The 22008-nt window shown below is 64.6% G+C and carries 20 protein-coding genes; 13 read left to right on the forward strand and 7 right to left on the reverse strand.

The window, feature by feature from the left end:
* Positions 1–26: 26 nt before the first annotated feature.
* Positions 27–242: a hypothetical protein gene (locus tag PQU89_RS06745; RefSeq protein ID WP_272765169.1), complete on the reverse strand. Its 216-nt coding sequence runs from the start codon at positions 240–242 to the stop codon at positions 27–29.
* 124 nt (positions 243–366) lie between these two features.
* Between PQU89_RS06745 and hmpA the strand changes: the two genes are divergently transcribed.
* From hmpA to PQU89_RS06765, 4 genes are all read left to right on the forward strand, one after another.
* Positions 367–1623: an NO-inducible flavohemoprotein gene (gene hmpA / locus PQU89_RS06750; RefSeq protein WP_272765170.1), complete on the forward strand. Its 1257-nt coding sequence runs from the start codon at positions 367–369 to the stop codon at positions 1621–1623.
* 51 nt (positions 1624–1674) lie between these two features.
* Positions 1675–2124 (forward strand): Rrf2 family transcriptional regulator, encoded by a 450-nt coding sequence (locus PQU89_RS06755; RefSeq protein WP_272765171.1) that lies wholly within the window; start codon positions 1675–1677, stop codon positions 2122–2124.
* A 243-nt stretch (positions 2125–2367) separates the two neighbouring features.
* Positions 2368–2595: a DUF2798 domain-containing protein gene (locus PQU89_RS06760; protein ID WP_272765172.1), complete on the forward strand. Its 228-nt coding sequence runs from the start codon at positions 2368–2370 to the stop codon at positions 2593–2595.
* A 308-nt stretch (positions 2596–2903) separates the two neighbouring features.
* Positions 2904–4325, forward strand: coding sequence for an alanine/glycine:cation symporter family protein (locus PQU89_RS06765; protein ID WP_272765173.1), 1422 nt, complete (start codon positions 2904–2906; stop codon positions 4323–4325).
* A gap of 221 nt (positions 4326–4546) precedes the next feature.
* Here the strand turns inward: PQU89_RS06765 and hemN are convergent, their stop codons facing one another.
* A complete protein-coding gene (gene hemN, locus PQU89_RS06770) occupies positions 4547–5956 on the reverse strand; it encodes an oxygen-independent coproporphyrinogen III oxidase (RefSeq protein WP_272765174.1) in 1410 nt (469 codons plus the stop codon).
* A 111-nt stretch (positions 5957–6067) separates the two neighbouring features.
* Between hemN and fnr the strand changes: the two genes are divergently transcribed.
* Positions 6068–6814, forward strand: a complete 747-nt coding sequence (gene fnr, locus PQU89_RS06775) for a fumarate/nitrate reduction transcriptional regulator Fnr (protein ID WP_047967772.1) — start codon at positions 6068–6070, stop codon at positions 6812–6814.
* 92 nt (positions 6815–6906) lie between these two features.
* Here fnr and PQU89_RS06780 read toward each other — a convergent pair whose 3' ends face one another.
* Genes PQU89_RS06780 through PQU89_RS06790 form a run of 3 tightly spaced genes read right to left on the reverse strand, consistent with a single transcriptional unit; the run spans position 6907 to position 12598 of the window.
* A complete protein-coding gene (locus tag PQU89_RS06780) occupies positions 6907–8289 on the reverse strand; it encodes an efflux transporter outer membrane subunit (protein WP_272765175.1) in 1383 nt (460 codons plus the stop codon).
* Positions 8279–11407, reverse strand: a complete 3129-nt coding sequence (locus tag PQU89_RS06785) for an efflux RND transporter permease subunit (RefSeq protein ID WP_272765176.1) — start codon at positions 11405–11407, stop codon at positions 8279–8281. The genes PQU89_RS06780 and PQU89_RS06785 overlap by 11 nt, the downstream gene beginning before the upstream one ends.
* A 15-nt stretch (positions 11408–11422) precedes the next feature.
* On the reverse strand, positions 11423–12598 hold the full coding sequence (locus tag PQU89_RS06790) for an efflux RND transporter periplasmic adaptor subunit (protein WP_245961110.1): 1176 nt from the start codon (positions 12596–12598) through the stop codon (positions 11423–11425).
* A gap of 262 nt (positions 12599–12860) precedes the next feature.
* Here PQU89_RS06790 and PQU89_RS06795 point away from each other — a divergent pair, with 262 nt between their 5' ends.
* The 6 genes from PQU89_RS06795 (at position 12861) to PQU89_RS06820 (ending at position 18966) form a co-directional block, all read left to right on the forward strand.
* The gene (locus PQU89_RS06795) at positions 12861–13511 is read left to right on the forward strand and encodes a TetR family transcriptional regulator (RefSeq protein ID WP_272765177.1); all 651 of its coding nucleotides are present in this window, start codon (positions 12861–12863) and stop codon (positions 13509–13511) included.
* A 39-nt stretch (positions 13512–13550) separates the two neighbouring features.
* Positions 13551–14453, forward strand: a complete 903-nt coding sequence (locus PQU89_RS06800; protein WP_272765178.1) for an ABC transporter ATP-binding protein — start codon at positions 13551–13553, stop codon at positions 14451–14453.
* A complete protein-coding gene (locus PQU89_RS06805) occupies positions 14453–15208 on the forward strand; it encodes an ABC transporter permease (RefSeq protein WP_272765179.1) in 756 nt (251 codons plus the stop codon). The genes PQU89_RS06800 and PQU89_RS06805 overlap by 1 nt, the downstream gene beginning before the upstream one ends.
* A gap of 47 nt (positions 15209–15255) precedes the next feature.
* Entirely contained in the window at positions 15256–15504 is a 249-nt protein-coding gene (locus tag PQU89_RS06810) for a BolA family protein (RefSeq protein ID WP_245961109.1), read from the forward strand.
* 9 nt (positions 15505–15513) lie between these two features.
* Positions 15514–16773, forward strand: coding sequence for a UDP-N-acetylglucosamine 1-carboxyvinyltransferase (gene murA, locus PQU89_RS06815; RefSeq protein ID WP_272756758.1), 1260 nt, complete (start codon positions 15514–15516; stop codon positions 16771–16773).
* 210 nt (positions 16774–16983) lie between these two features.
* Positions 16984–18966, forward strand: coding sequence for a methyl-accepting chemotaxis protein (locus PQU89_RS06820; protein ID WP_272765180.1), 1983 nt, complete (start codon positions 16984–16986; stop codon positions 18964–18966).
* 110 nt (positions 18967–19076) lie between these two features.
* On the opposite strand, the gene PQU89_RS06825 is transcribed toward PQU89_RS06820, so the two are convergent.
* Both PQU89_RS06825 and PQU89_RS06830 read right to left on the reverse strand, forming a co-directional pair.
* Positions 19077–19634 carry an adenine phosphoribosyltransferase gene (locus PQU89_RS06825; protein ID WP_272765181.1) on the reverse strand — a complete coding sequence of 186 codons (558 nt, stop codon included), beginning with the start codon at positions 19632–19634 and terminating at the stop codon, positions 19077–19079.
* Between the two features lie 12 nt (positions 19635–19646).
* Positions 19647–20942 carry an NCS2 family permease gene (locus PQU89_RS06830; protein WP_373322788.1) on the reverse strand — a complete coding sequence of 432 codons (1296 nt, stop codon included), beginning with the start codon at positions 20940–20942 and terminating at the stop codon, positions 19647–19649.
* Between the two features lie 164 nt (positions 20943–21106).
* Here PQU89_RS06830 and gmk point away from each other — a divergent pair, with 164 nt between their 5' ends.
* Entirely contained in the window at positions 21107–21733 is a 627-nt protein-coding gene (gene gmk / locus PQU89_RS06835) for a guanylate kinase (protein ID WP_272765183.1), read from the forward strand.
* Positions 21734–21800: 67 nt separating this feature from the next.
* Entirely contained in the window at positions 21801–22007 is a 207-nt protein-coding gene (gene rpoZ, locus PQU89_RS06840) for a DNA-directed RNA polymerase subunit omega (RefSeq protein ID WP_047967782.1), read from the forward strand.
* Position 22008 lies beyond the last annotated feature (1 nt).

Below are 22008 nucleotides of genomic sequence, written 5' to 3' on the forward strand. Positions count from 1 at the left end.
CCTTAAATGCGGCGAAACGTGAAAATTCACACTGCATGGCGGCGGCCGTGACGGCAGGCCATCACCACTACCACCGACAGCTTGAACACCCCGGCCGACAGCGTCAGCAGCAGGTGGGCGGCGATGACCCAGCCCAGCGCCAGCGGCATCCGTTCCTGATAGGCCAGATACAGGCAGCCGCCAAACAGCAACAAGGCGGCCAGGGCGGCGCGGCGGGCGGTGGTTTCGATGGTGTGCGACATGACGGACTCCGGGGCTGACACGAGGAAATTAAACATGTATTATTTGTACATGTTTTAAGCCAGCCTGTCCTGCCGCGTTCGCTACCGCCCATCTCCGGCCCGAACGTTGACCGCGTATCGCCGCTTGCGCGCAAAAACATGTATTTTTTACACAACATTAAAGGAAAGCACGATGCTGGATCAGCACACCCGTCAACTGGTCAAGGCCACCGCCCCCGTCCTGAAACAACACGGCGTCACCCTCACCCGCCACTTCTACGCGCGCATGTTCCAGCACAATCCGGAACTGAAGCAGATCTTCAACCAGGGTCACCAGCAGGCCGGCAGCCAGCAACAGGCACTGGCGATGGCGGTGGCCGCCTACGCCGAGCACATCGATGATCCGTCGGTGCTGGCACCGGTACTGACACTGGTGGCCAACAAGCACGCCAGCCTCGGCATCCGCGCCGAGCACTACCCTATCGTCGGCGGCCACCTGCTGGCCTCGATCCGCGAGGTGCTGGGCGACGCCGCCAGCGACGAGCTGATCGCCGCCTGGGCCGCCGCCTACGGCCAGCTGGCCGACATCCTGATCGCAGAGGAAAACAAGCTGTACCAGCAGGCGGCCACCCAGCGCGGCGGCTGGAGCGGCTGGCGCGCGTTCAAGGTTGGCCGCAAGGTGGCGGAGAGCGCCGAAATCACCTCCTTCTATCTGCAGCCGGCCGACGGCGGCGCGCTGCCGGACTACCTGCCGGGGCAGTACGTGTCGGTGCGGTTGGCAGTGCCGGAACTGGGCATGATGCAGCCGCGGCAGTACAGCCTGTCGGCCGCGCCCGGCGGCACGGCGCTGCGCATCTCGGTGAAGCGTGAGGCCGGCGACGACAGCCGCCCGGCGGGGATGGTGTCCAACGTGCTGCACGACGCGATCGAGGCCGGCGCACTGCTGGACCTGGCGCCGCCGATGGGCGACTTCTTCCTGCACCAGGAACGCAGCACGCCGGTGGTGCTGATCAGCGGCGGCGTCGGTATCACCCCGCTGCTGGCGATGCTGGAGCAGCTGCTGCAACAAAACAGCCCGCGCAGCATCCGCTTCCTGCACGCCTGCCGCGACGGCAGCGTGCACGCCTTCCGCCAGCACGTCGCCAATCTGGCGGCCGAGTACCCGCAGCTGGACAGCCGTATCTACTATGAAGCGCCGCGCGCCGAGGATCAGCCGGGCGTGCACTACCATCACGCCGGCCGTATCACGCCGACGGCAGAAATGATCGTCGCCGACGCCGACTACTACCTGTGCGGCCCGCTGCCGTTCATGCAGGCGCAGCAGCAAGCGCTGCTGGCGCTGGGCGTCGATGCCGGGCGCATTCACGCCGAAGCCTTCGGCACCGGTGGCACCGCGCTATAATCGCGCACAGCGGGCCGCAGCGGCGGCCCGCTTTTACCCGGATACCCCTGCATGCAACTGACCCACTTCACCGACCTTGGCCTGCGCGTCCTGATGTACCTCACCGACGAGCCGCGCGTGGCGCCGGTCACCATCGGCGAGATCGCCGAGCGCTTCGCCGTGTCGCGCAACCATCTGGTCAAGGTGGTGCACTTCATGTCGCAGCAGGGCTGGCTGGTCACCACCCGCGGCAAGGGCGGCGGCCTGGCGCTGGCGCGTGCGGCCAACCTTTACCTGCTGGGACAGGTGATCCGCCAGCTGGAAGGCGTCACCGAGCTGATCGACTGCGCCGAGCCGCCGTGCCAGCTGCGCGGCAGCTGCCAGCTGAAAGGGATGCTGGACGAGGCGCTGCAGGCCTTTTTCAGCGCGCTGGACCGTTACACGCTGGCCGATGCGGTGCGCACGCCGACCAGCCAGGCGATCGCCATCCTGCACCGCATGTCGCCGCGCGCGCTGTCCTGAGCGGCGCTCAAAAGCCGCAGCGACGGCTCGCCATGCGGCGCTACGGTGTTAGGCACGCTCCAGGCCTGCGCCTTTACCCCGAGTCAACGCCGCCGCCACGGTCGTTATCACCTGTCGCGCGTGAGTACGCGCCCCGGCACCGCTCCCGAGCGCGTGCCCGCGCCAGACCTGGATACACGGTCATATTGGTCAAGTCGCTTTACATTATATAAAATGCGCTACCCCCACCGTAGCGAGAGCACCATGTCCCCTCCTTCCCGCAAACACACCCTGCTGTTCGCCCTGCTGATGTCCTGCTACATGGCCTTCCTGATGTCGGGCATCCTCACCGCGGTCAACACCGGCATCGACGCCGGCTTTGTCGGCCGCTGGCTGCACGCCTGGCTGCTGGCGTGGAGCTGCGCCTTCCCGCTGGTACTGATCGGGGCGCCGCGCCTGCGCCGTCTGCTGCTGCGCTACGTCGGCCCCTGACGCCATCTCCCCCGGCGGCCGCTCGGCCGCCGTTCGTTTTCGTTCGCTTTCAATCAAATAGAATCAAAAAGGCAAAAACCCATCGGCAAACAGGGTTTTATCCGCCAAAAATCATCACAAACGAACACCATCCCGTTGCAAATACGCTATCATGCCGCCCCTTCAGCGGCGATCACCGCTGAAAACCTGGCACCACAAGACCGCTGAAGCGGCAATTGTCCATAACAACACCCTGAGCCCGTTGATGTTGCCGGCACCGCCACAAGTGCTGCCGGCGGCGTTGCACTCGACACGCATTTGGAGCACATATGGAATTACTTCATGGCTGGATCAATGCCGGCAATGACCTGATCTGGGGTCAGCTACTGATCTACCTGTTACTGGGCATCGGCCTGTTCTTCACCCTGCGCATGGGTTTCATGCAGATCCGCCTGCTGCCGCGCGGCGTGAAGGAAATGCTGGGTGGCCGCAACCACGTCGCCGGCAGTAACGACATCTCCTCGTTCCAGGCCTTCGCCACCGGCCTCGCCAGTCGCGTCGGTACCGGCAACGTTGCCGGCGTCGCCACCGCCATCGCGCTGGGCGGCCCTGGCGCCGTGTTCTGGATGTGGATGACCGCGTTGCTGGGCATGGCCAGTGCCTTCGCCGAGTCCAGCCTGGCACAGCTGTTCAAGGTCAACCACCACGACAACACCTTCCGCGGCGGTCCGGCCTACTACATCCAGAAGGGCCTGAACATGCGCTGGCTGGGCATGGCGTTCTCGATCTCGCTGATCGTCGCCTTCGGCCTGGTGTTCAACGCGGTGCAGGCCAACTCCATCGTCGCCGCCACCGAAGGCGCGCTGGGTTGGGACAAGAACCTGGTCGCCATCGGCCTGGTGCTGCTGACCGCGCCGATCATCTTCGGCGGCCTGCGCAAGGTCGGCCAGGTGGCGGAATGGATGGTGCCGCTGATGGCCGCGCTGTATCTGGGCATGACCGTGTACGTGATCATCACCCATGCCAGTGAAGTGCCGGGCGTGCTGCTGCTGATCGTGAAGAGCGCCTTCGGTCTGGAACAGGCCGCCGGCGGCTTTGCCGGCTACGCGCTGAGCCAGGCGATGATGCTGGGCATCAAGCGCGGCCTGTTCTCCAACGAGGCCGGCATGGGCTCGGCCCCGAACGCCGCCGCCGCCGCCACCACCCGTCACCCGGCATCGCAGGGCCTGATCCAGATGTTTGGCGTGTTCATCGACACCATGATCGTGTGTACCTGCACCGCGCTGATCGTGCTGCTGTCCGGCGCCTTCGTGCCCGGCGCCGAGCTGAAGGGCGTGCAACTGACCCAGGCGGCGATGAACGCCACGCTGGGTAGCTGGGGCGGCACGCTGCTGGCGGTGATCATGTTCCTGTTCTGCTTCAGTACCATCATCGGCAACTACGCCTACGCCGAAGGCAACGTCGAGTTCATCAAGAACAACAAGACGGTGATCTTCGTGTTCCGTCTGGCGGTACTGGGCATGGTGGTATTCGGCTGCCTGGGCAGCTCGATGCTGGTCTGGGACATGGCCGACCTGGCGATGGGGGTGATGGCGCTGATCAACCTGTTCGCCATCGTGATGCTGTCCAAGTACGTGTTCGTGCTGCTGAAGGACTACCAGCAGCAGCTGAAGGCCGGCGTGAAGCAGCCGGTGTTCGACGTGAAGCAGTATCCGGAAATCGAAGCCAAGATCCACAAGGACGTGTGGTAAGCCTTGCGGCCAACCCTGTTCCGAGCAAGCCCGCGAAAGCGGGCTTTTTTGCGCCCGGCCATGGCGCCGGGCCGGCGGAGCGAGCGCTAGCTGATCCCTGCGTAGCAGAGCGCACCGCCACCCTCGCCCACGCGCCGCCGTGGCCGGCATAAAGAAAAAGGTTGGCCGCATCGCTGTGGCCAACCTGTGTGCCTGCCATCACGCCACCGGGGCGGCGAGGGTCAGATGGTTTTCGAATAGCGCGCGTGCGTGTCGCGTTCGCGCAGATGGCGGTCGAACACCATCGCGATATTGCGGATCAGGAAGCGGCCCTTCGGCTCCACCATCAGGAAGTCGCCGTCGAAATGCAGCAGGCCCATCTGCTGGAATTCGCGGATCTTCGGCAGCTCGTCGGCGAAGTACTCGGCGAAATTGATGGCGAAGGTCTGCTCGATCGCCTCCACCGACAGCGAGAAGCGGCACATCAGCGCCTGGATCACGCTGCGGCGCAGGATGTCGTCCTGGGTCAGCGTCATGCCGCGCATCACCGGCAGGTGGCCGGCGTCCAGCGCCGCGTAGTAGGCGTCGATGTCCTTTTCATTCTGGCTGTAACAGGGGCCGACCTTGCCGATCGATGACACGCCAAAGCCGATCATGTCGCAGTCGGCGTGGGTGGAATAGCCCTGGAAGTTGCGCTGCAGGCGGCCCTGTTCCAGCGCGCGGGTCAGCTCGTCACCGGGCTTGGCGAAGTGGTCCATGCCGATGAACACATAGCCGGCGTCGCTCAGCTGCTGCACCGAGTTCTGCAGGATGTCGAGCTTGGTGGCGCTGGACGGCAGGTCGGCCTCGTTGATGCGGCGCTGCGGCTTGAATACGGTCGGCAGGTGCGCGTAGTTGTACAGCGCGATGCGGTCCGGCGCCATCGCGATCACCTTGTTGACGGTGCTTTCCAGCGAGTGCGCGGTCTGCAGCGGCAGGCCGTAGATCAGGTCCACGCTCACCGACTTGAAGCCGGCCTCGCGCGCGGCGTCGATCACCAGCCGGGTTTCTTCCTCGCTCTGGATGCGGTTCACCGCCTGCTGCACCGCCGGATCGAAATCCTGGATGCCGACGCTCATGCGGTTGAAACCGAGCCGACCCAGATGCAGCACCGTGTCGCGGCCAACCTTGCGCGGGTCGATCTCAATGGAGAACTCGCCTTCCGGCAGCAGTTCGAAGTAGCGGTTGATGACGCCCATCACCCGGTCCAGCTGTGCATCGGACAGGAAGGTCGGCGTGCCGCCGCCGAAATGCAGCTGGATCACCTTCTCGCGACAGCCGAGTTTTTCCGCCACCAACGCGATTTCCTTTTCCAGGTAGTCGAGGTAGGCGTCGGCGCGGCTCTTGTCCTTGGTGATGATCTTGTTGCAGCCGCAGTAGTAGCAGATGGTGTTGCAGAACGGGATGTGCACGTACAGCGAAATGCCGCGATGGTTTGCCCCAATGGTGCGCTGCGCCAGGCAATGCTCATAATCACTCACCCCAAAACCGGCGTGAAAACGATCGGCAGTCGGATAGGAGGTGTAACGCGGACCGGACCCTTCCAGTGTTTCGATCAGGGTCCGGTCGAAAACACATTGGGTCGGGATAAATGCAGAATGAGCAGTCATCATATATTTTGATTGGAAATCTGGTGGGGGACTGGTAAATTTGCGCAATTACGCCTTGATCTGCATTGACGCTCATCAAGCAAGCTCATCTGTCCCTGGAAATCGACTCTCGGTATGAACGATCTGTCCTCCCCCCTGCATTCGCTGAAAGTCACTTGTTCCAACTGCAGCCTGCGTGAATTGTGCCTGCCGGTGGGGCTGAACCGTGACGAGATGGCCCAGCTGGATGCCGTTATCCGTCAGAGCCGCCGTTTCAAGCGCGGTGAGTACCTGTTCCGCAGCGGAGAAGGCTTCCGTTCTTTATACGCGGTGCGCACCGGTTATTTCAAGACCTGCGTTTCCAGCCAGGACGGCCGCGAACAGGTCACCGGTTTCCACATGTCCGGCGAACTGATGGGGCTGGACGGCATTTCCTCCAACACCCACGGTTGCGACGCCATCGCGCTGGAGGACAGCGAGGTGTGCGAGCTGCCATTCAGCCGCATGGAAAGCCTGGGACGCGACATCCCCAGCCTGCAACACCACTTCTTCCGCCTGATGAGCCGCGAGATCGTGCGCGACCAGTCGGTGATGCTGCTGCTGGGCAACATGAAGGCGGAAGAACGCCTCGCCGCCTTCCTGCTCAACCTGTCGCAGCGCTTGGCCAGCCGCGGCTTTGCCGCCAACGATTTCATCCTGCGCATGAGCCGCGAGGAAATCGGCAGCTTCCTCGGCCTGAAACTGGAAACCGTCAGCCGCACGCTGTCAAAATTCCAGCAGCAGGGCTGGATCCTGGTCGATCACAAGCACATCCAGCTGGTGCGGCCGGAAGAGCTGAAGGCCCTGGTGGCCGGCTGCTCGCAGGCCAACAGCGCCGGCTAAGCCCATACATACCATCGCGCCGCCCGCCGGCGCGCTGCAAAAAAAAAGCCCGGATCAGTCGATCCGGGCTTTTTGCATCGTGCGTTGCGGGGTCAGCCGGCCTGCCAGCCTCCACCCAGTGCCGCGTACAGCGACACCACCGCCGACAGCCGCGCCAGGCGGGCGCTGGACAGTGCCTGCTCCACCTGGAACACGCCGCGCTCGGCATCGAGCACGTCCAGATAGCTGGAGTAGCCGTTGTCGTAGCGCAGCCGCGCCAGGCGCAGCGCCTCGCGCAGTGCCGCCAGTTGCTGTAGCTGCGCCTGTTCGGTGGCACGCGTGGTGCTGACCGCCGACATCGCGTCCAGGGTATCGGCAAACGCCTGCTGCACCGTCTTCTCGTACACCGCCAGCGCCTGCTTCTGGCGCGCGTTGGCGGCATCGACACCGGCGGCGATACGGCCGGCGTTGAAGATCGGCGCGGTCAGGTTGGCCGCAAAGTTCCAGGTCTGCGCCGGGCCGCTGAACAGGTCGACCAGCGCGGTGCTGGCGCTGCCGATGCCTGCCGACAGGCTGATGCTCGGGAAGTAGGCGGCGCGGGCGACGCCGATGCGGGCGTTGGCCGCGATCAGGCTGGCTTCCGCCGCCGCCACGTCGGCACGGCGCAGCAGCAGGTCGGACGGCAGACCTGACGGGATCTGCTCCGGCTCGGCCAGCGCCGACAAGGCCTTGCCGCGGCCAAGGTTGGCCGCAATGTCACGCGGCGAACGGCCCAGCAGCACTGCCAGCGCGTGTTCGGTCTGCGTCACCGCCTGTGCCAGCTGCGGCACGGTGGCACGCGCACTGGCGGCCTCGGCCTCGGCCTGGCGCAGCTCCAGTTCGGAGGTCATGCCGCCGTTGAAGCGTTTCTGGCGCAGCTGCAGCGATTGCTCGCGGCTTTGCAGCGTGGCACGGGCGCTGGCGAGCTGGGCATCGTAGCTGGCGAGCTGGAAGTAGCTCTTGGCCACCTGGCTGCCCAGCGACAGCCGCAACGCGGCCAGCGAGCGCTCGCTGGCGCTGACGTCGGCCAGCGCCGCTTCGCGTTCACGGCGCAGCTTGCCCCACAGGTCCAGCTCCCAGCTGGCGGTCAGCCCGGCCTGGCGGCTGTCGAGCAGCGCCCCGCCGCCACTGCTGTAGGCCGAGATCTGGCTGCGGCCGCTGCCGGCGCTGGCGCTGACCTGCGGCAGCAGGCCGGCACGCGCCACACCAGCGGCGGCGGCGGCTTCTTCCACCCGCCCCGCGGCCTGCACCAGATCACGGTTGTAGCGCAGCGATTCGTCTATCATCGCGTCCAGCACCGGATCCTCGAAACTGCGCCACCAGTCGCTGGCAACCGGCGCCACGTTGGCCGCAGCCTGCGGCATTTCCAGCTGCGGACGCTGGTAGTCGGGGCCGACCGCGCACGCCGACAGCGCGGCGGCGACCATGATTGGCAACAGCGCTTGCTTAAGCATCATGCTGTTCTCCTTGTGGCGCCGGCTTGCGCTGACTCCACTGCATAATCAGTTTGAAAAACAGGGGGATGAACAGTGCCGCGATGAAGGTTGCGGCCAACATGCCCCCGATCACGCCGGTACCGATCGAGTGACGGCTGGCGGAGCCGGCGCCGCTGGAAATCGCCAGCGGCACGCAACCGAGGATGAAGGCCAGCGAGGTCATCACGATAGGGCGGAAACGCAGCTTGGCCGCCTCCACCGCCGCCTCGGTCAGCGAACGCCCCTCTTCCATCTTCAGCACCGCGAACTCGACGATCAGGATCGCGTTCTTCGCCGCCAGGCCGATCAGCGTCACCAGTGCCACCTGGAAGTAGATGTCGTTCTCCAGCCCGCGCAGCCAGTTGGCCACCAGCGCGCCGAATACCGCGAACGGCACCGCGGTCAGCACCGCGATCGGCAGCGTCCAGCGCTCGTACTGTGCCGCCAGGATCAGGAACACCATCACCAGCGCGATCACGAACACCGTCGACGAGGCACCGCCGGTGGATTTCTCCTGGAAGGCGGAGCCGGTCCACGCCAGGGTGTAGCCATCCGGCAGGGTTTCCTTCGCCAGCTGTTCCATCACCGCCAGCGCTTCGCCGGAGCTGTAGCCCGGTGCCGGGCCGCCGACCAGCTTGGCCGACGGGAAGGCGTTGTAGCGCTCGACGATTTCCGGGCCGGTGGCCTGTTCCACCGTCACCAGGCTGGACAGCGGAATCATCTGTCCGTTCTGCGCACGCACGAACACGGTACGCAGGTTGTCGACGCTCTTGCGGAACTCGGCCTCCGACTGCAGCTGCACGGTGAAGATGCGGCCGAATTTGTTGAAGTCGTTGACGTACAGCGCGCCGAAGGTGCTCTGCATGGTGTCGAACACGTCGTCGATCGGCACGCCCAGCGCCTTGGCCTTTTCACGGTCCAGCTGCACGTTGACCTGTGGCACGTTGGCGGAGAAGGTGCTCTGTACGCCGGCCAGTTCCGGCCGTTTTGCCGCCGCCATCATCAGCGCCTGCGCCTGGGCCGCCAGCTCGCCGGCCGAGGCACCGGCACGGTTCTGCACGTAGGCCTCGAAGCCGCCGGTGGAGGACATGCCGGAGATCGGTGGCGGGTTGAAGGCCAGTACCAGCCCTTCCTTGATGCCGGCACCTTTCATGAACACGTCGCCGACCACCTCCTGCGCCGACATGCCCGGCGCCTTGCGCTCGTCCCACGGCTTCAGGGTGATGAAGGTGACACCGGTATTGGTGCGGTTGGAGCCGGACAGGATGTCAAAGCCGGCAAAGCTCATCACGTCCTTCACCGCCGGGTTCTTGGCAATTTCCACGTCCAGCTTGTCCATCGCGTCCACGGTGCGGTTGATCGCCGCGCCGTCCGGCAGGATGGTGGCGGAGATGATGTAGCCCTGGTCTTCTTCCGGCGCCAGCGACGACGGAATCAGCTTGAACAGCCACGCCGAGGCGCCGATCAGCAGCCCAAACAGCACCAGTGCCAGCACGGAACGCTTGATCAGGAAGGCCACGCCGCTGCTGTAGCGCAGGGTGATGCGGTCAAACAGGCGGTTGAAGCCGTCGAAGAAGGCGTTGCTGTGCTGATGCTCGGACTTCAGCATCGCCGCGCACAAGGCCGGGGTCAGCGTCAGTGCCACGATGCCGGAGATGGTTACCGACATCGCGATGGTGATGGCGAACTGCTTGTACATCTGGCCGGCGATACCGCCCATGAACGCCACCGGGATGAACACCGAGCACAGCACCAGCACGATGGCGACCACCGGGCCGCTGACTTCCTTCATCGCCTGGATGGTGGCTTCGCGCGGCGGCTTGCCCTCTTTCATCATGATGCGTTCGACGTTCTCCAGCACCACGATGGCATCGTCGACCACGATACCGATCGCCAGCACCATGCCGAACAGCGTCAGGGTGTTAATGGAGTAGCCGAACATGTACATGCCGGCAAAGGTACCGACGATGGACACCGGCACCGCCAGGCCCGGAATCAGCGTCGCGCGCCAGTTCTGCAGGAACAGGTACACCACGGCGAATACCAGCACCATCGCTTCCATCAGCGTGGTAATCACTTCCTGGATCGACACCTCGACGAAGCGGGTGGTGTCGTAAGGAATGGAGTAGGACAGCCCGGCCGGGAAGCGCTCCGCCAGTTCGTCCATCTTCGCCTGTACCGCCTTGGCGGTGTCCAGCTGGTTGGCGCCCGGCGCCAGGTTGATACCGATCGGGATGCTCGGACGGCCGTTGTGCTTGCCGTAGAAGTCATAGCCCAGCGCGCCCAGCTCCACCCGTGCCACGTCCTTCAGTCGCACCTTGGCCCCGTCGGCGGCAGCACGCACGATGATGTTCTCGAACTCGCTGGCCTCGGTCAGACGGCCCTTGGTGGTGATGGTGTAGGTGAAGTCCGGCTTGCCGGCGTTCGGCTCGGCGCTGATCTTGCCGGCGGCGAACTGCGCGTTCTGCTCGCGGATGGCGGTGGCAACGTCACTGGGCGTCAGCTTCAACTGCGCCAGACGGTCTGGCCGCAGCCACACCCGCATCGCGTAGTCCTTACCGGCGAAGTTGGTGACCTGGCCGACGCCGGGAATGCGCTTGATCTCGTCGACCACGTTGAGCAGCGCGTAGTTGCTCATGAACAGCGTGTCGTAGCGCTTGTCCGGCGAGTACAGCGAGATCACCTGCAGGAAGGTGGCGGCCTGCTTGCGCACGTTGACGCTCTGGCGGCGCACCTCTTCCGGCAGCGACGACAGCACCGACTGCACGCGGTTGTTGACGTTGATCGACGCCTGGTCCGGATTGGTACCGATCTTGAAGGTGACGTTGATGGTCAGCCGGCCGTTACTGGCGCTGCTGGACTGCATGTACAGCATGTCGTCGACGCCGTTGATCGCCTGTTCCAGCGGCGAGGCCACGGTATCGGCGATCACCTCGGCAGAGGCGCCAGGATAGGCAGTGGTCACCGCCACCGACGGCGGCACGATCTGCGGGTACTGTTCGATCGGCAACGCACGCATGCCGAAGAAACCGGCCAGCACGATCACGATCGACAGCACGCTGGCAAAGATCGGCCGGCGGATGAAGAAAGATGAAAACATGTGTTATTCCTCGCCTTAGCCCTGGGCCGCTGCCGGGGCGGCAACGTTGGCCGCAGCCGCCTGCGGCACCACCTTGGCACCCGGGCGCAGCTTGATCAGGTTGTCGGTAATCACCAGGTCGCCGGCCTTCAGCCCGCTCTCGACGATGAAGCCGTTATTGGCGCTGTCGCTGATCTGCAGCGGACGGGCCTCGACGGTATTGTCCTTGCCGACCACCCACACCATCTTGCCCTGCTGCGAGGTCAGCACCGCCTTCTGCGGCACCACCAGCGCATTGAGGCGCACCGCGCCCTTCAGCTCGACGCGCACGAACTGGCCGGCACGCACGGTACCTTCCGGATTGACGAAGCTGGCGCGCGCCGCCGAGGTGCCGGTGGTCGGGTCGATGACGCGGTCGGCAAAGTTGATGCGGCCTTCACGGCCGTAGGTGCTGCCGTCCGGCAGTTTCAGCGACACGATGTAGCGGCCGCCTTCCGGCTGGCGCAGCTTGCCGCTGGCCGCCAGTTGCTGGTTCTTCAGCACGTCGTTGTCGGACAGCGAGAACTTGACGTAGATCGGGTCCAGCTGCGAGATCTTGGTCAGCAGCCCGGCATCGCCCGGCTGCACCAGGCTGCCCTCGGAGCGCGCCTCGGCACTGGTCACGCCGGAGATCGGCGCGGTGACGCGGGTGTAGCCGAGGTTGATCTGCGCCGACTTCATCGCGGCGCGGGCGGCGGCGACCGAGGCCTTGGCGCTGGCCAGCGCGGCCACCGCGTCATCGCGGTCCTTCTGGCTGACGGCATTTTCCTTGAACAGCGGCAGTACGCGGTCGTGGTCCTGCTGCGCGCGGATCAGCTTGGCCTCTTCCAGCTTTAGCGTCGCCTCCGCCTGCTCCAGCGCCGCCTGGTATGGCGCGGCGTCGAGCTGGAACAGCACGTCACCGGCGCGCACGCTGGCACCCTCGGTGTAGGCACGCTTCTGCAGGATGCCGGAGACGCGGGCGCGCACTTCCACCTCGCGCGAGCCGACCGCCTGGCCGACGTACTCGGTGACCACCGGCACATCGGCGGCGGCCATCTTCACCACGCTAACCGGCATCGGCGGCATCGCCCCGTGACCGGCAGCCTGTTCGCCCTGCTGCCCGCAAGCGGTCAGCATCACTGCCAGCGGCAACAGCGCCAGCGTCCATTTATGATTATTGAAAGAACTCACCAGAGATCTCCTTGATGTGTGCGTCGTACATTGGCAACAGCCGTCTGCGCGCTGCCTGCCGGTCAAAAAATGCCAACCGGCTATATAGCATGCAATCGTGCTGACAGCCGCTTGCCAGGACGCGTTTCTGAATTCCGGTACAGACAATGCGACAAATTTGCGCCATAATACATACATTCGTGTATGTATGTAAATAAATCAACCAGCGCAATAGCGGCTTTAACGCTATCCTTACGCCGCGTTGAATAACCCTTTCGAGAACATGGCACGCAAGACTAGAGAAGAAGCCGAGCAAACCCGTCACCTGCTGCTGGATACCGCCGAACAGGTATTCTGGGAAAAAGGTGTCGCCGGGACCTCGCTTGCCGACATCGCCGCCGCCGCCGGGCTGACCCGCGGCGCGATCTATTGGCACTTTTCCAACAAGCTCGACCTGTTCAACGCGCTGTGCGACCGCATCATTCCGGAGCTGGAAATCCTCGACGCGCGCCTGCTCGACAATAATGTCAACCCGGCGACGCGGCTGTGGCGGCACGGTCACGCCATGTTTGCGCTGCTGCACGACAATCCGCGCATCCGCCGCATCTGCGGCATCCACCACCTCGGCTGCGAGCAGGTCGGCGAAATGGCCCCGCTGCTGCTGGAGCAGATCAGCTGGACGCAGGAGAAACGAGCCAAGCTGCAGCAGGTGCTGCACTGTGCGCAGGAGCAGCAATTGCTGCGTGCCGATGTCGATCCCAAGCTGGCCGCCATCGGCCTGCACAGCCTCTACGGCGGCCTGATCCACAGCTGGTTGCTGGCACAGGACGACCGCACCATTCACAATAATCTATCCGCGCTGTTAAGCCCTTATTTTGAAGGTATTTTCAAGGAGCGCTGCTGGCTGCAACCCCTGCCATGCGCTGCTGAATAGCGTTATACTCCGCGTCTTTACGCCTTCCGCCCTTCTGTCATGACTCACGCCATCAGCATCGATGCTGTCAGCAAACGCTTCGCGTCGCTGCAGGCCCTGGATCACATCAGCTTCACTGTAGAACACGGCGAGTTCTTCGCCCTGCTCGGCCCCAACGGCGCCGGCAAGACCACGCTGATTTCCGCCATGGCCGGCCTGTCGCGCGCCGACAGCGGCCAGATCCGCATCATGGGTCACGACGTGGTTGCCGAGTCGCGCGCCGCGCGCATGAAACTGGGCGTGGTGCCGCAGGAACTGGTGTTCGATCCCTTCTTTACCGTGCGCGAGACGCTGACCTTCCAGTCCGGCTATTTCGGCATCCGCCACAACGACGCCTGGGTCGACGAACTGCTGCACAAGCTGGGGCTGACCGACAAGGCCAACGTCAATATGCGCGCGCTGTCCGGCGGCATGAAACGGCGGGTGATGGTGGCGCAGGCGCTGGTGCACCGCCCGCCGGTAATCGTGCTGGATGAACCAACCGCCGGTGTCGACGTCGAACTGCGCCAGAGCCTGTGGGCGTTCGTGAAGGAACTCAACGCCGCCGGCCACACCATCGTACTGACCACCCACTATCTGGAAGAAGCCGAAGCGCTGTGCAGCCGCATCGCGATGATGAAAAAAGGCCAGCTGATCGCGCTGGAAAACAAGGACACCCTGCTGTCGCGCAGCGCGGCGCGCGAAGTGTCGCTGCAGCTGTCGGGACCATTGCCGGCCAGCCTGCAGCCGCTGAGCCTGCGCCAGCAGGACGGCCGCCACATCCTGGCGCTGCCGGACATTGCCAAACTGGAGCAGGTATTGAGCGAACTGAGGTTGGCCGCAGTGGAAGTACGCGAACTGTCGGTGCACGAAACCGATCTGGAGCAGGTTTTCGTCAAGCTGATGCACGGGGGACAACTCTGATGTACGGCTTCATTACCCTGTTCAAGAAGGAAATCCTGCGCTTCTGGAAGGTCGGCTTCCAGACGGTGATGGCGCCGGTGCTGACCGCACTGCTGTACCAGATGATCTTCTCGCACGTGCTGTCGCAGCATGTCGAGGCCTATCCCGGCGTCAGCTACACCGCGTTCCTGATCCCAGGCCTCGCGATGATGTCGATGGCGCAGAACGCGTTCGCCAACAGCTCGTCCAGTCTGATCCAGTCCAAGATCACCGGGAACATCGTGTTCCTGCTGCTACCGCCAATCAGTGCACCGGCGTTCTTCGGCGCCTACCTGCTTGCGTCTGTCGTGCGCGGGCTGGTGGTCGGCTGCGGCGTGCTGCTGGTCACCGCCTGGTTCGGCCTCAGCCTGCCGGCGCAGCCGCTGTGGTTGCTGGCCTTTGCCGTGCTCGGCTGCGGCGTGCTCGGCGCGCTGGGCATCATGGCCGGCATCTGGGCCGACAAGTTCGACCAGCTGGCCGCGTTCCAGAACTTCCTGATCATGCCGCTGACGTTCTTGTCCGGCGTGTTCTACTCTATCAACAGCCTGCCGCCGCTCTGGCGCAGCATCTCCCACCTCAACCCGGTGTTCTACATGATCGACGGCTTCCGCTACGGTTTCTTCGGCCAGGCCGACGTCTCGCCGTGGCTGTCGCTGACGGTGGTCGGCGGCTGTTTCGTCGCGCTGTCGCTGTGGGTGATGCGGCTGATCGCCAGCGGCTACAAGCTTCGCCATTGAGCAGCGGCACCTTGCGTGCCGCGCCATTACAACAAAAGACAGGAACCATGATGGTAAGTGCAGACTATATCAAGGAAGTCATTCTCGCCGGACTTCCCTGTGACTACATTGACGTGCAGGGCGATGACGGCACCCACTTCAACGCCGTGATCGTCAGCGCGGAATTCTCCGGCCGCAATCGCGTCCAGCGCCACCAGTTGGTGTACCAGGCCCTCGGCGACCGCATGCGTGCCGAGATTCATGCATTGGGAATGAAGACACTCAGCCCGGAAGAATGGGCGCAGCAACAAGGCTAAATCACGAAAATGGAAAAACTGGTCATTCAAGGCGGCAACGGCCCGCTCAACGGTGAAATCCGTGTTTCCGGCGCCAAGAACGCCGCCCTGCCTATCCTGTGCGCCGGCCTGTTGACCGCCGACACGCTGAAGCTCACCAATGTGCCGATGCTGCGCGACGTGGCCACCACGCAAAAGCTGCTGCAGGGCATGGGCGTGCGCGTGATGACCGACAACGTGCACGAGTTCGAGATCACCGCCGCCAGCCTCGACACCCTGGTGGCACCGTACGACCTGGTGAAAACCATGCGTGCGTCGATCCTGGTACTGGGCCCGACGCTGGCCCGCTTCGGCGAAGCCACCGTGTCGCTGCCTGGTGGCTGCGCCATCGGCTCGCGCCCGGTGGAACAGCACATCAAGGGCATGGTCGCCATGGGCGCCGAGATCTCCATCGAGCACGGCTACGTCAAGGCCCGCGCCAAGAAACTGCGCGGCGCCCACATCGTGATGGACATGGTCACCGTCGGCGGTACCGAAAACCTGCTGATGGCGGCGGTGCTGGCCGAAGGCACTACCATTCTTGAAAACGCCGCGCGCGAGCCGGAAGTGGTTGATCTCGCCCACTGCCTGGTGGCGATGGGCGCCAAGATCCAGGGCATCGGCAGCGACAAGCTGGTCATCGAGGGCGTCGAGCGCCTGCATGGCGCCGAACACGCGATCATGCCGGACCGTATCGAGGCCGGCACCTTCCTCGTCGCCGGCGCCATGACCCAGGGCCACGTGGTGCTGCGCAATGCCGCCCCGCGCAGCATGGACGTGATCCTCGACAAGCTGACCGAAACCGGCGCCGTGATTGAGTGCGGCGACGACTGGATCTCGCTGGACATGAAGCGCCGTCCGAAAGCCGTCAACGTGCGCACCCTGCCGCATCCGGCGTTCCCGACCGACATGCAGGCGCAGATGATGACGCTGAACACCATCGCCGAAGGTGCGGCGGTGATGACCGAGACCATCTTCGAAAACCGCTTCATGCACGTGCCGGAGCTGAACCGCATGGGCGCCAACATCGAAGTGGAAGGCAACACCGCCATCGTCAAGGGCGTGGAAAAGCTGTCCGGCGCCACGGTGATGGCCACCGACCTGCGCGCCTCCGCCAGCCTGGTGATCGCCGGCCTCGCCGCCGAGGGCGAGACCATCGTCGACCGCATCTACCACCTCGATCGCGGCTACGAGCACATCGAAGCCAAGCTCAATGCCGTCGGTGCCAACATCACCCGCGTCGCGAGCTAAATCTTAAACATCGACACCACCGCCGTAGCTGCAAAAGCAGATACGGCGGTTTTTTATGGTCATAACTGTTTAACAAAACTGTTGCACAAACGTCATTTACCGCATGTTAATTTAAAATATTAAACACACGTCGCTTTATCTTCCGCCTCGCCGCCGCCTATCATCAGCCGACCCGCACCACCACAACCCGCTGCAGCGACAAGGAAGATCATGTTCGACACCATCAAGGCCAAGCTGCTGGTCGGCACCGGCCTGCTCGTTCTCGGCGGCTTCAGCCTGATCATCGGTCTCAACGCCCGCCTCTCCACGCAACAGGCGGAACAGCACGCGCTGGCGGCCACCCGGCTGCTGGCCGCCAACGAGGCCGCCAAGCTCAACCAGCGCCTGGAAGCCGCCTACACCACCACCAAGGACCTCGCCGCCTACGCGCTGGTGCTGAAGCGCGGCGCGCCGGCCAACGCCCGCGCCCTTGCCGGCGCCCACACCCGCCGGCTGATGCAGACCAATCCGCAGGCCATCGGCGTGTTTCTCGGCTGGGAGCCGGACGCGCTGGACGGGCGCGACCGCGAGCTGGCCGGGCAGCCGGAGAACGGCGCCAGCGGCCGCGCCGGCAGCTACTGGTTCCGCAAGGGCGGCCAGGAGGACGTGGTGTGGGGCTCGGAGGACACCGCCGGCAGCGAGTACTACGACGGCCCGAAGCACAGCCTGCAGCCGGTGCTGACCGAGCCGTACGAGGACCACGACATCAAGGTGCTGATGGCGACGCTGTCCTACCCCATCCTCGATAACGGCCGCTTTCTCGGCGTCGCCGGCATCGACTTCGGCCTGGCACAGCTGCAGGCGGTCGCCGCCGCGATCAGGCCCTACGGCAGCGGCTTCATGACCATCTATTCCAGCAACGGCATGGTGCTCGGCGCCGGCGACAAGACGCTGGTCGGCAAGGCGGCCCCGAGCCTGCCGGCCGCGGCGCGGCGCGCGATCCGCAGCGGCGCCAGCCTGCAGTACGTCGATGACGGGCAGGTGCTGCACTACATCGAGCCGATGCGCGTCGGCAACATTCGCAACGCGTGGGCGGTGCGCATCTCGATCCCGCTGGAGCGTGCGCTGGCCGACAGCCGCGCCGCCACCCGCGACACCATCCTGTTCAGCCTCGGCGCGCTGCTGCTGATCCTGCTGGTGCTCGGCGCGTTGCTGCGGCGGCTGACCACCCCGCTGACACGACTGCAGCAGGCGTTGAGCGCGCTGGCCACCGGCGACGGCGACCTCACCCGCGAGCTGGCGATCCGCGGCCGTGACGAGATCGGCGCCTCCGCCGGCGCCTTCAACCGTTTCAGCCAGTCGCTGCGGCAGATGCTGCTGGAAGTGCGCGAGCGGGTCGGCGCCGTGCACCACGCCACCCAAGCACTGGCCGGCGAAACCGGCGACATCAGCACCCGCTCGCAACAGCAGGCGGTGGCCGCCACCGCCACCGCCGCCGCCATCGAGCAGCTGTCGGTCAGCATCAGCCACATCGCCGACTCCGCCCGCGTCGCCGAAGGCAGCGTGCGCGAGGCCGGCCAGGAGGCGGAACAGGTCGCCGACAGCGTGCACGCCACCGCCAGCGGGATCTCGTGCATCGCCGACACCATCCGCCAGCTCAGCAGCGTGCTGGCCGGGCTGGAGCAGCGTTCCGGCCAGATCAGCCACGTGGTGCAGGTGATCCGCGACATCGCCGAGCAGACCAATCTGCTGGCGCTGAACGCGGCAATCGAGGCCGCGCGCGCCGGCGAACAGGGGCGCGGTTTCGCCGTGGTCGCCGACGAGGTACGCAAGCTGGCGGAGCGCAGCGCCGGCGCCACCGTGGAAATCGCCGCCAGCATCCGCCAGGTGCAGGACGAGACCCGCAACGCCAACGACAGCATGAACACCGCCATCCGCCAGGTGGAAACCGGGGTACAACAGGCGGAACGTGCCGCCGCCGCCATCTCCGGCATCCACCACCACAACCAGCAGGTGATGCGCACCGTGGCCGGCATCGCCAGCGCCACCGCCCAGCAGTCCAGCGCCAGTCACGACATCGCGCGCAACGTGGCGCAGATCCACGACATGATCGACGGCACCGATCAGTCGGTGCTGCATGCCACCCGCGCCACCGGTCAGCTGCGCCAGCTGGCGGACGAGCTGCAGCAACGCATCGAGCGCTTCAAGCTGTAACGGCACGCCAAGGTTGGCCGCAAACCCTTGCGGCCAACCTTGTGCATAAAAAAAACCGGCAGGCCCCCTGGGGGGGCGCTGCCGGTTTTCGGCTCAGGCGGCAATAACGCTCAGTGGCCGTCGAACGAGCACACCGTGAACAGCGGGATGTTCAGCTCGCGCATCAAATCGCCACCACCCAGCTCCGGCAGCTCGATGATGCCGGCGGTCTCGACCACTTCCGCACCCAGGCGCTGCAGCAGCTTGTAGCCGGCCATCATGGTGCCGCCGGTGGCGATCAGGTCGTCGATCAGCACCACGCGGTCGCCCGGCTTCACCGCGTCGGTATGCATCTCCACGGTGGCGTTGCCGTACTCCAGCTCGTACTCCTCGGCCACGGTGGTGAACGGCAGCTTGCCCTTCTTGCGGATCGGCACGAAGCCGACATTCAGCTCGTAGGCCAGCACCGAGCCGATGATGAAGCCGCGCGCGTCCAGCCCCGCCACCATGTCGATGCGCTCGCCCATGTAGCGGTGCACGAAGATGTCGATCAGCATGCGGAAGGTTTTCGGATTCTGCAGCAGCGGCGTGATGTCGCGGAACATCACCCCTTCGCTCGGCCAGTTTGGTACGGTGCGGATCCAGCCCTTCAGGTAGCGGGAGTAATCCAGGTTGCTCAGGTTTTCCATCAATTCAATGCCTTAGTGGAAGAATGCCAGTTTCACGACCCACAGCCCGGCAATCACCAGTACCGCCGGCTTCAGATCGGCAAAGCGGCCGGCCAGGATCTTGATCACGGCGTAGCTGATGAAGCCGAAGGCGATGCCGTCGGCAATGGAGAAGGTGAACGGCATCGCCACCGCGGTCATCACCGCCGGCGCCGATTCGGTCAGGTCGTCCCAGTCGATCTCGGCCAGGCCGCGCGTCATCAGCACGGCGACGTAGCACAGCGCCGGCGCGGTGGCGTAGGCCGGCACCGTCTTGGCCAGTGGCGAAATCCACAGGCAGGCGAGGAACAGGATCGCCACCACCAGCGCGGTGAGGCCGGTACGGCCGCCGACGGCGGTGCCGGCTGCAGATTCAATATAGGCGGTGGTCGACGAGGTGCCCATCGCCGCGCCGGCGGTAATGGCGATCGAGTCGGCCATCAGCGCGCGCTTCAGCCGCGGCAGCTTGCCGTCCTTGTCCAGCAGGCCGGCGCGGTGCGACACGCCGACCAGGGTGCCGGTGGTGTCGAACAGGTCGACAAAGAAGAACACGAAAATCACGCCCAGCAGGCCGGCGGACAGCGCGCCCTCCAGATCCATGTGCATGAAAGTCGGCGCCATGCTCGGCACCGGCGCGAACAGGCCTTCGAAATTGGACAGCCCCAGCGTCACCGACAGCACCGTCACCGCCAAGATGCCGATGATGATCGAGCCCGGCACGCGGCGGTATTCCAGCGCCACGATGATGAAGAAGCCGAGGATGGCGAGCAGCACTTTCGGATCGTGCAGATTGCCCAGCGTCACCAGCGTGGCCGGATGATCGGCCACCACGCCGGCATTCTTCAGCGCGATGATGGCGAGGAACAGGCCGACACCGGCAGAGATGGCGAACTTCAGCGACTGCGGAATGGCGTTGACGATCGCCTCCCGCACCTTGAACAGGCTCACCGCCAGGAACACGATGCCGGAGATGAACACCGCGCCCAGCGCCGCCTGCCACGGCACGCCCATGCCCTGCACCACGGTGAAGGTGAAGTAGGCATTCAGGCCCATGCCCGGCGCCAGCGCGATCGGGTAGTTGGCGACCAGGCCCATGATGCCGGTGCCCAGCGCCGCGGCTAGGCAGGTGGCCACGAAGACGGCATTGAAATCCATGCCGGTGAGCGACAAAATCGCCGGGTTGACGATGACGATGTAGGCCATGGTCAGGAAGGTGGTAAAGCCGGCGATGACCTCCGTTCTCACGTCGGTGCCGTGCTCTTTCAGCTTGAAAAAGCTTTCCAGCAGCATCTTGTTCTCCCTCAAATTACGCAGATAAGTTTCTGACAAAACGCGCGATTTTAACTGAAACGGTTGTTTCACGCTCGGCGAGATACACGGCTGCACGGTACTTAACCAACAATGGCCCTTGTGGTATCCTGAAATATTATTTCCGATCGTTGGCAGGAAGCCTCATGTCGCAAACAAACGGCACGATTTTCATCGTGGTCGCCCCGTCCGGAGCCGGCAAAACCTCGCTGGTCAGCGCGCTGCTGCAAGCTGAACCCAGTGTCGAACTCTCCGTGTCCTATACCACCCGCGCCCCGCGCCAGGGTGAAGAAAACGGCAAGCACTACCACTTTAGCGATCGCGCCACGTTCGAAAACATGATCGAAGCCGGTGATTTCCTCGAGTACGCCGAGGTCTACGGCAACTACTACGGCACCAGCAAGCGCTGGCTGCGCGAAAGGTTGGCCGCAGGCCGCGACATCCTGCTGGAGATCGACTGGCAGGGCGCGCGCCAGGTGCGCGAGGTGTTCCCGGACGCGGTATCGGTGTTCATCCTGCCGCCGTCGATCGCGGTACTGGAAGCCCGCCTGCGTGGCCGCGCCACCGACAGCGAGGAGGTTATCGCCCGCCGCCTGTCCGAAGCGCGCGCCGAGATCGACCAGGTCGCCGAGTACGACTACCTGATCGTCAACGACGATTTCGAACAGGCGCGCCTCGACCTGATCAGCGTCATCCGCAGCCAGCGCTTGCGCGGCGAGCGGCAATGCCGTCACCATCAGGCAGCGATTGCCGCAATGCAGACGCCGGCCTGATACTTGCAGTTCCGCCGCTACAACCCCATTATTTTTTGCACCACCTTCACCAGGGAGACACCCATTCATGGCCCGCATTACTGTTGACGACTGCCTGGACCGTATCCAGAACCGCTTTGACCTGACCCTGGCCGCATCCTACCGCGCCCGCCAGGTTGCCTCCGGCGCCACCACCTTTGTGGAACAGGGCCGCAACAAGCCGACCGTGGTCGCGCTGCGCGAAATCGCCGCCGGCCACATCGGCCGCGAGATCTTGACCCGCAACAAGTCGTAAG

This window comes from Vogesella indigofera, from assembly GCF_028548395.1.
GTDB lineage: Bacteria > Pseudomonadota > Gammaproteobacteria > Burkholderiales > Chromobacteriaceae > Vogesella > Vogesella indigofera_A.

Coding starts and splice junctions, on each gene's coding strand:
- PQU89_RS06745 (WP_272765169.1), bottom strand. CDS start 242: ATGTCGCACACCATCGAAACCACCGCCCGCCGCGCCGCCCTGGCCGCC.
- PQU89_RS06755 (WP_272765171.1), top strand. CDS start 1,675: ATGCAACTGACCCACTTCACCGACCTTGGCCTGCGCGTCCTGATGTAC.
- PQU89_RS06760 (WP_272765172.1), top strand. CDS start 2,368: ATGTCCCCTCCTTCCCGCAAACACACCCTGCTGTTCGCCCTGCTGATG.
- PQU89_RS06765 (WP_272765173.1), top strand. CDS start 2,904: ATGGAATTACTTCATGGCTGGATCAATGCCGGCAATGACCTGATCTGG.
- hemN (WP_272765174.1), bottom strand. CDS start 5,956: ATGATGACTGCTCATTCTGCATTTATCCCGACCCAATGTGTTTTCGAC.
- fnr (WP_047967772.1), top strand. CDS start 6,068: ATGAACGATCTGTCCTCCCCCCTGCATTCGCTGAAAGTCACTTGTTCC.
- PQU89_RS06780 (WP_272765175.1), bottom strand. CDS start 8,289: ATGATGCTTAAGCAAGCGCTGTTGCCAATCATGGTCGCCGCCGCGCTG.
- PQU89_RS06785 (WP_272765176.1), bottom strand. CDS start 11,407: ATGTTTTCATCTTTCTTCATCCGCCGGCCGATCTTTGCCAGCGTGCTG.
- PQU89_RS06795 (WP_272765177.1), top strand. CDS start 12,861: ATGGCACGCAAGACTAGAGAAGAAGCCGAGCAAACCCGTCACCTGCTG.
- PQU89_RS06800 (WP_272765178.1), top strand. CDS start 13,551: ATGACTCACGCCATCAGCATCGATGCTGTCAGCAAACGCTTCGCGTCG.
- PQU89_RS06805 (WP_272765179.1), top strand. CDS start 14,453: ATGTACGGCTTCATTACCCTGTTCAAGAAGGAAATCCTGCGCTTCTGG.
- PQU89_RS06810 (WP_245961109.1), top strand. CDS start 15,256: ATGATGGTAAGTGCAGACTATATCAAGGAAGTCATTCTCGCCGGACTT.
- murA (WP_272756758.1), top strand. CDS start 15,514: ATGGAAAAACTGGTCATTCAAGGCGGCAACGGCCCGCTCAACGGTGAA.
- PQU89_RS06820 (WP_272765180.1), top strand. CDS start 16,984: ATGTTCGACACCATCAAGGCCAAGCTGCTGGTCGGCACCGGCCTGCTC.
- PQU89_RS06825 (WP_272765181.1), bottom strand. CDS start 19,634: ATGGAAAACCTGAGCAACCTGGATTACTCCCGCTACCTGAAGGGCTGG.
- PQU89_RS06830 (WP_373322788.1), bottom strand. CDS start 20,942: ATGCTGCTGGAAAGCTTTTTCAAGCTGAAAGAGCACGGCACCGACGTG.
- gmk (WP_272765183.1), top strand. CDS start 21,107: ATGTCGCAAACAAACGGCACGATTTTCATCGTGGTCGCCCCGTCCGGA.
- rpoZ (WP_047967782.1), top strand. CDS start 21,801: ATGGCCCGCATTACTGTTGACGACTGCCTGGACCGTATCCAGAACCGC.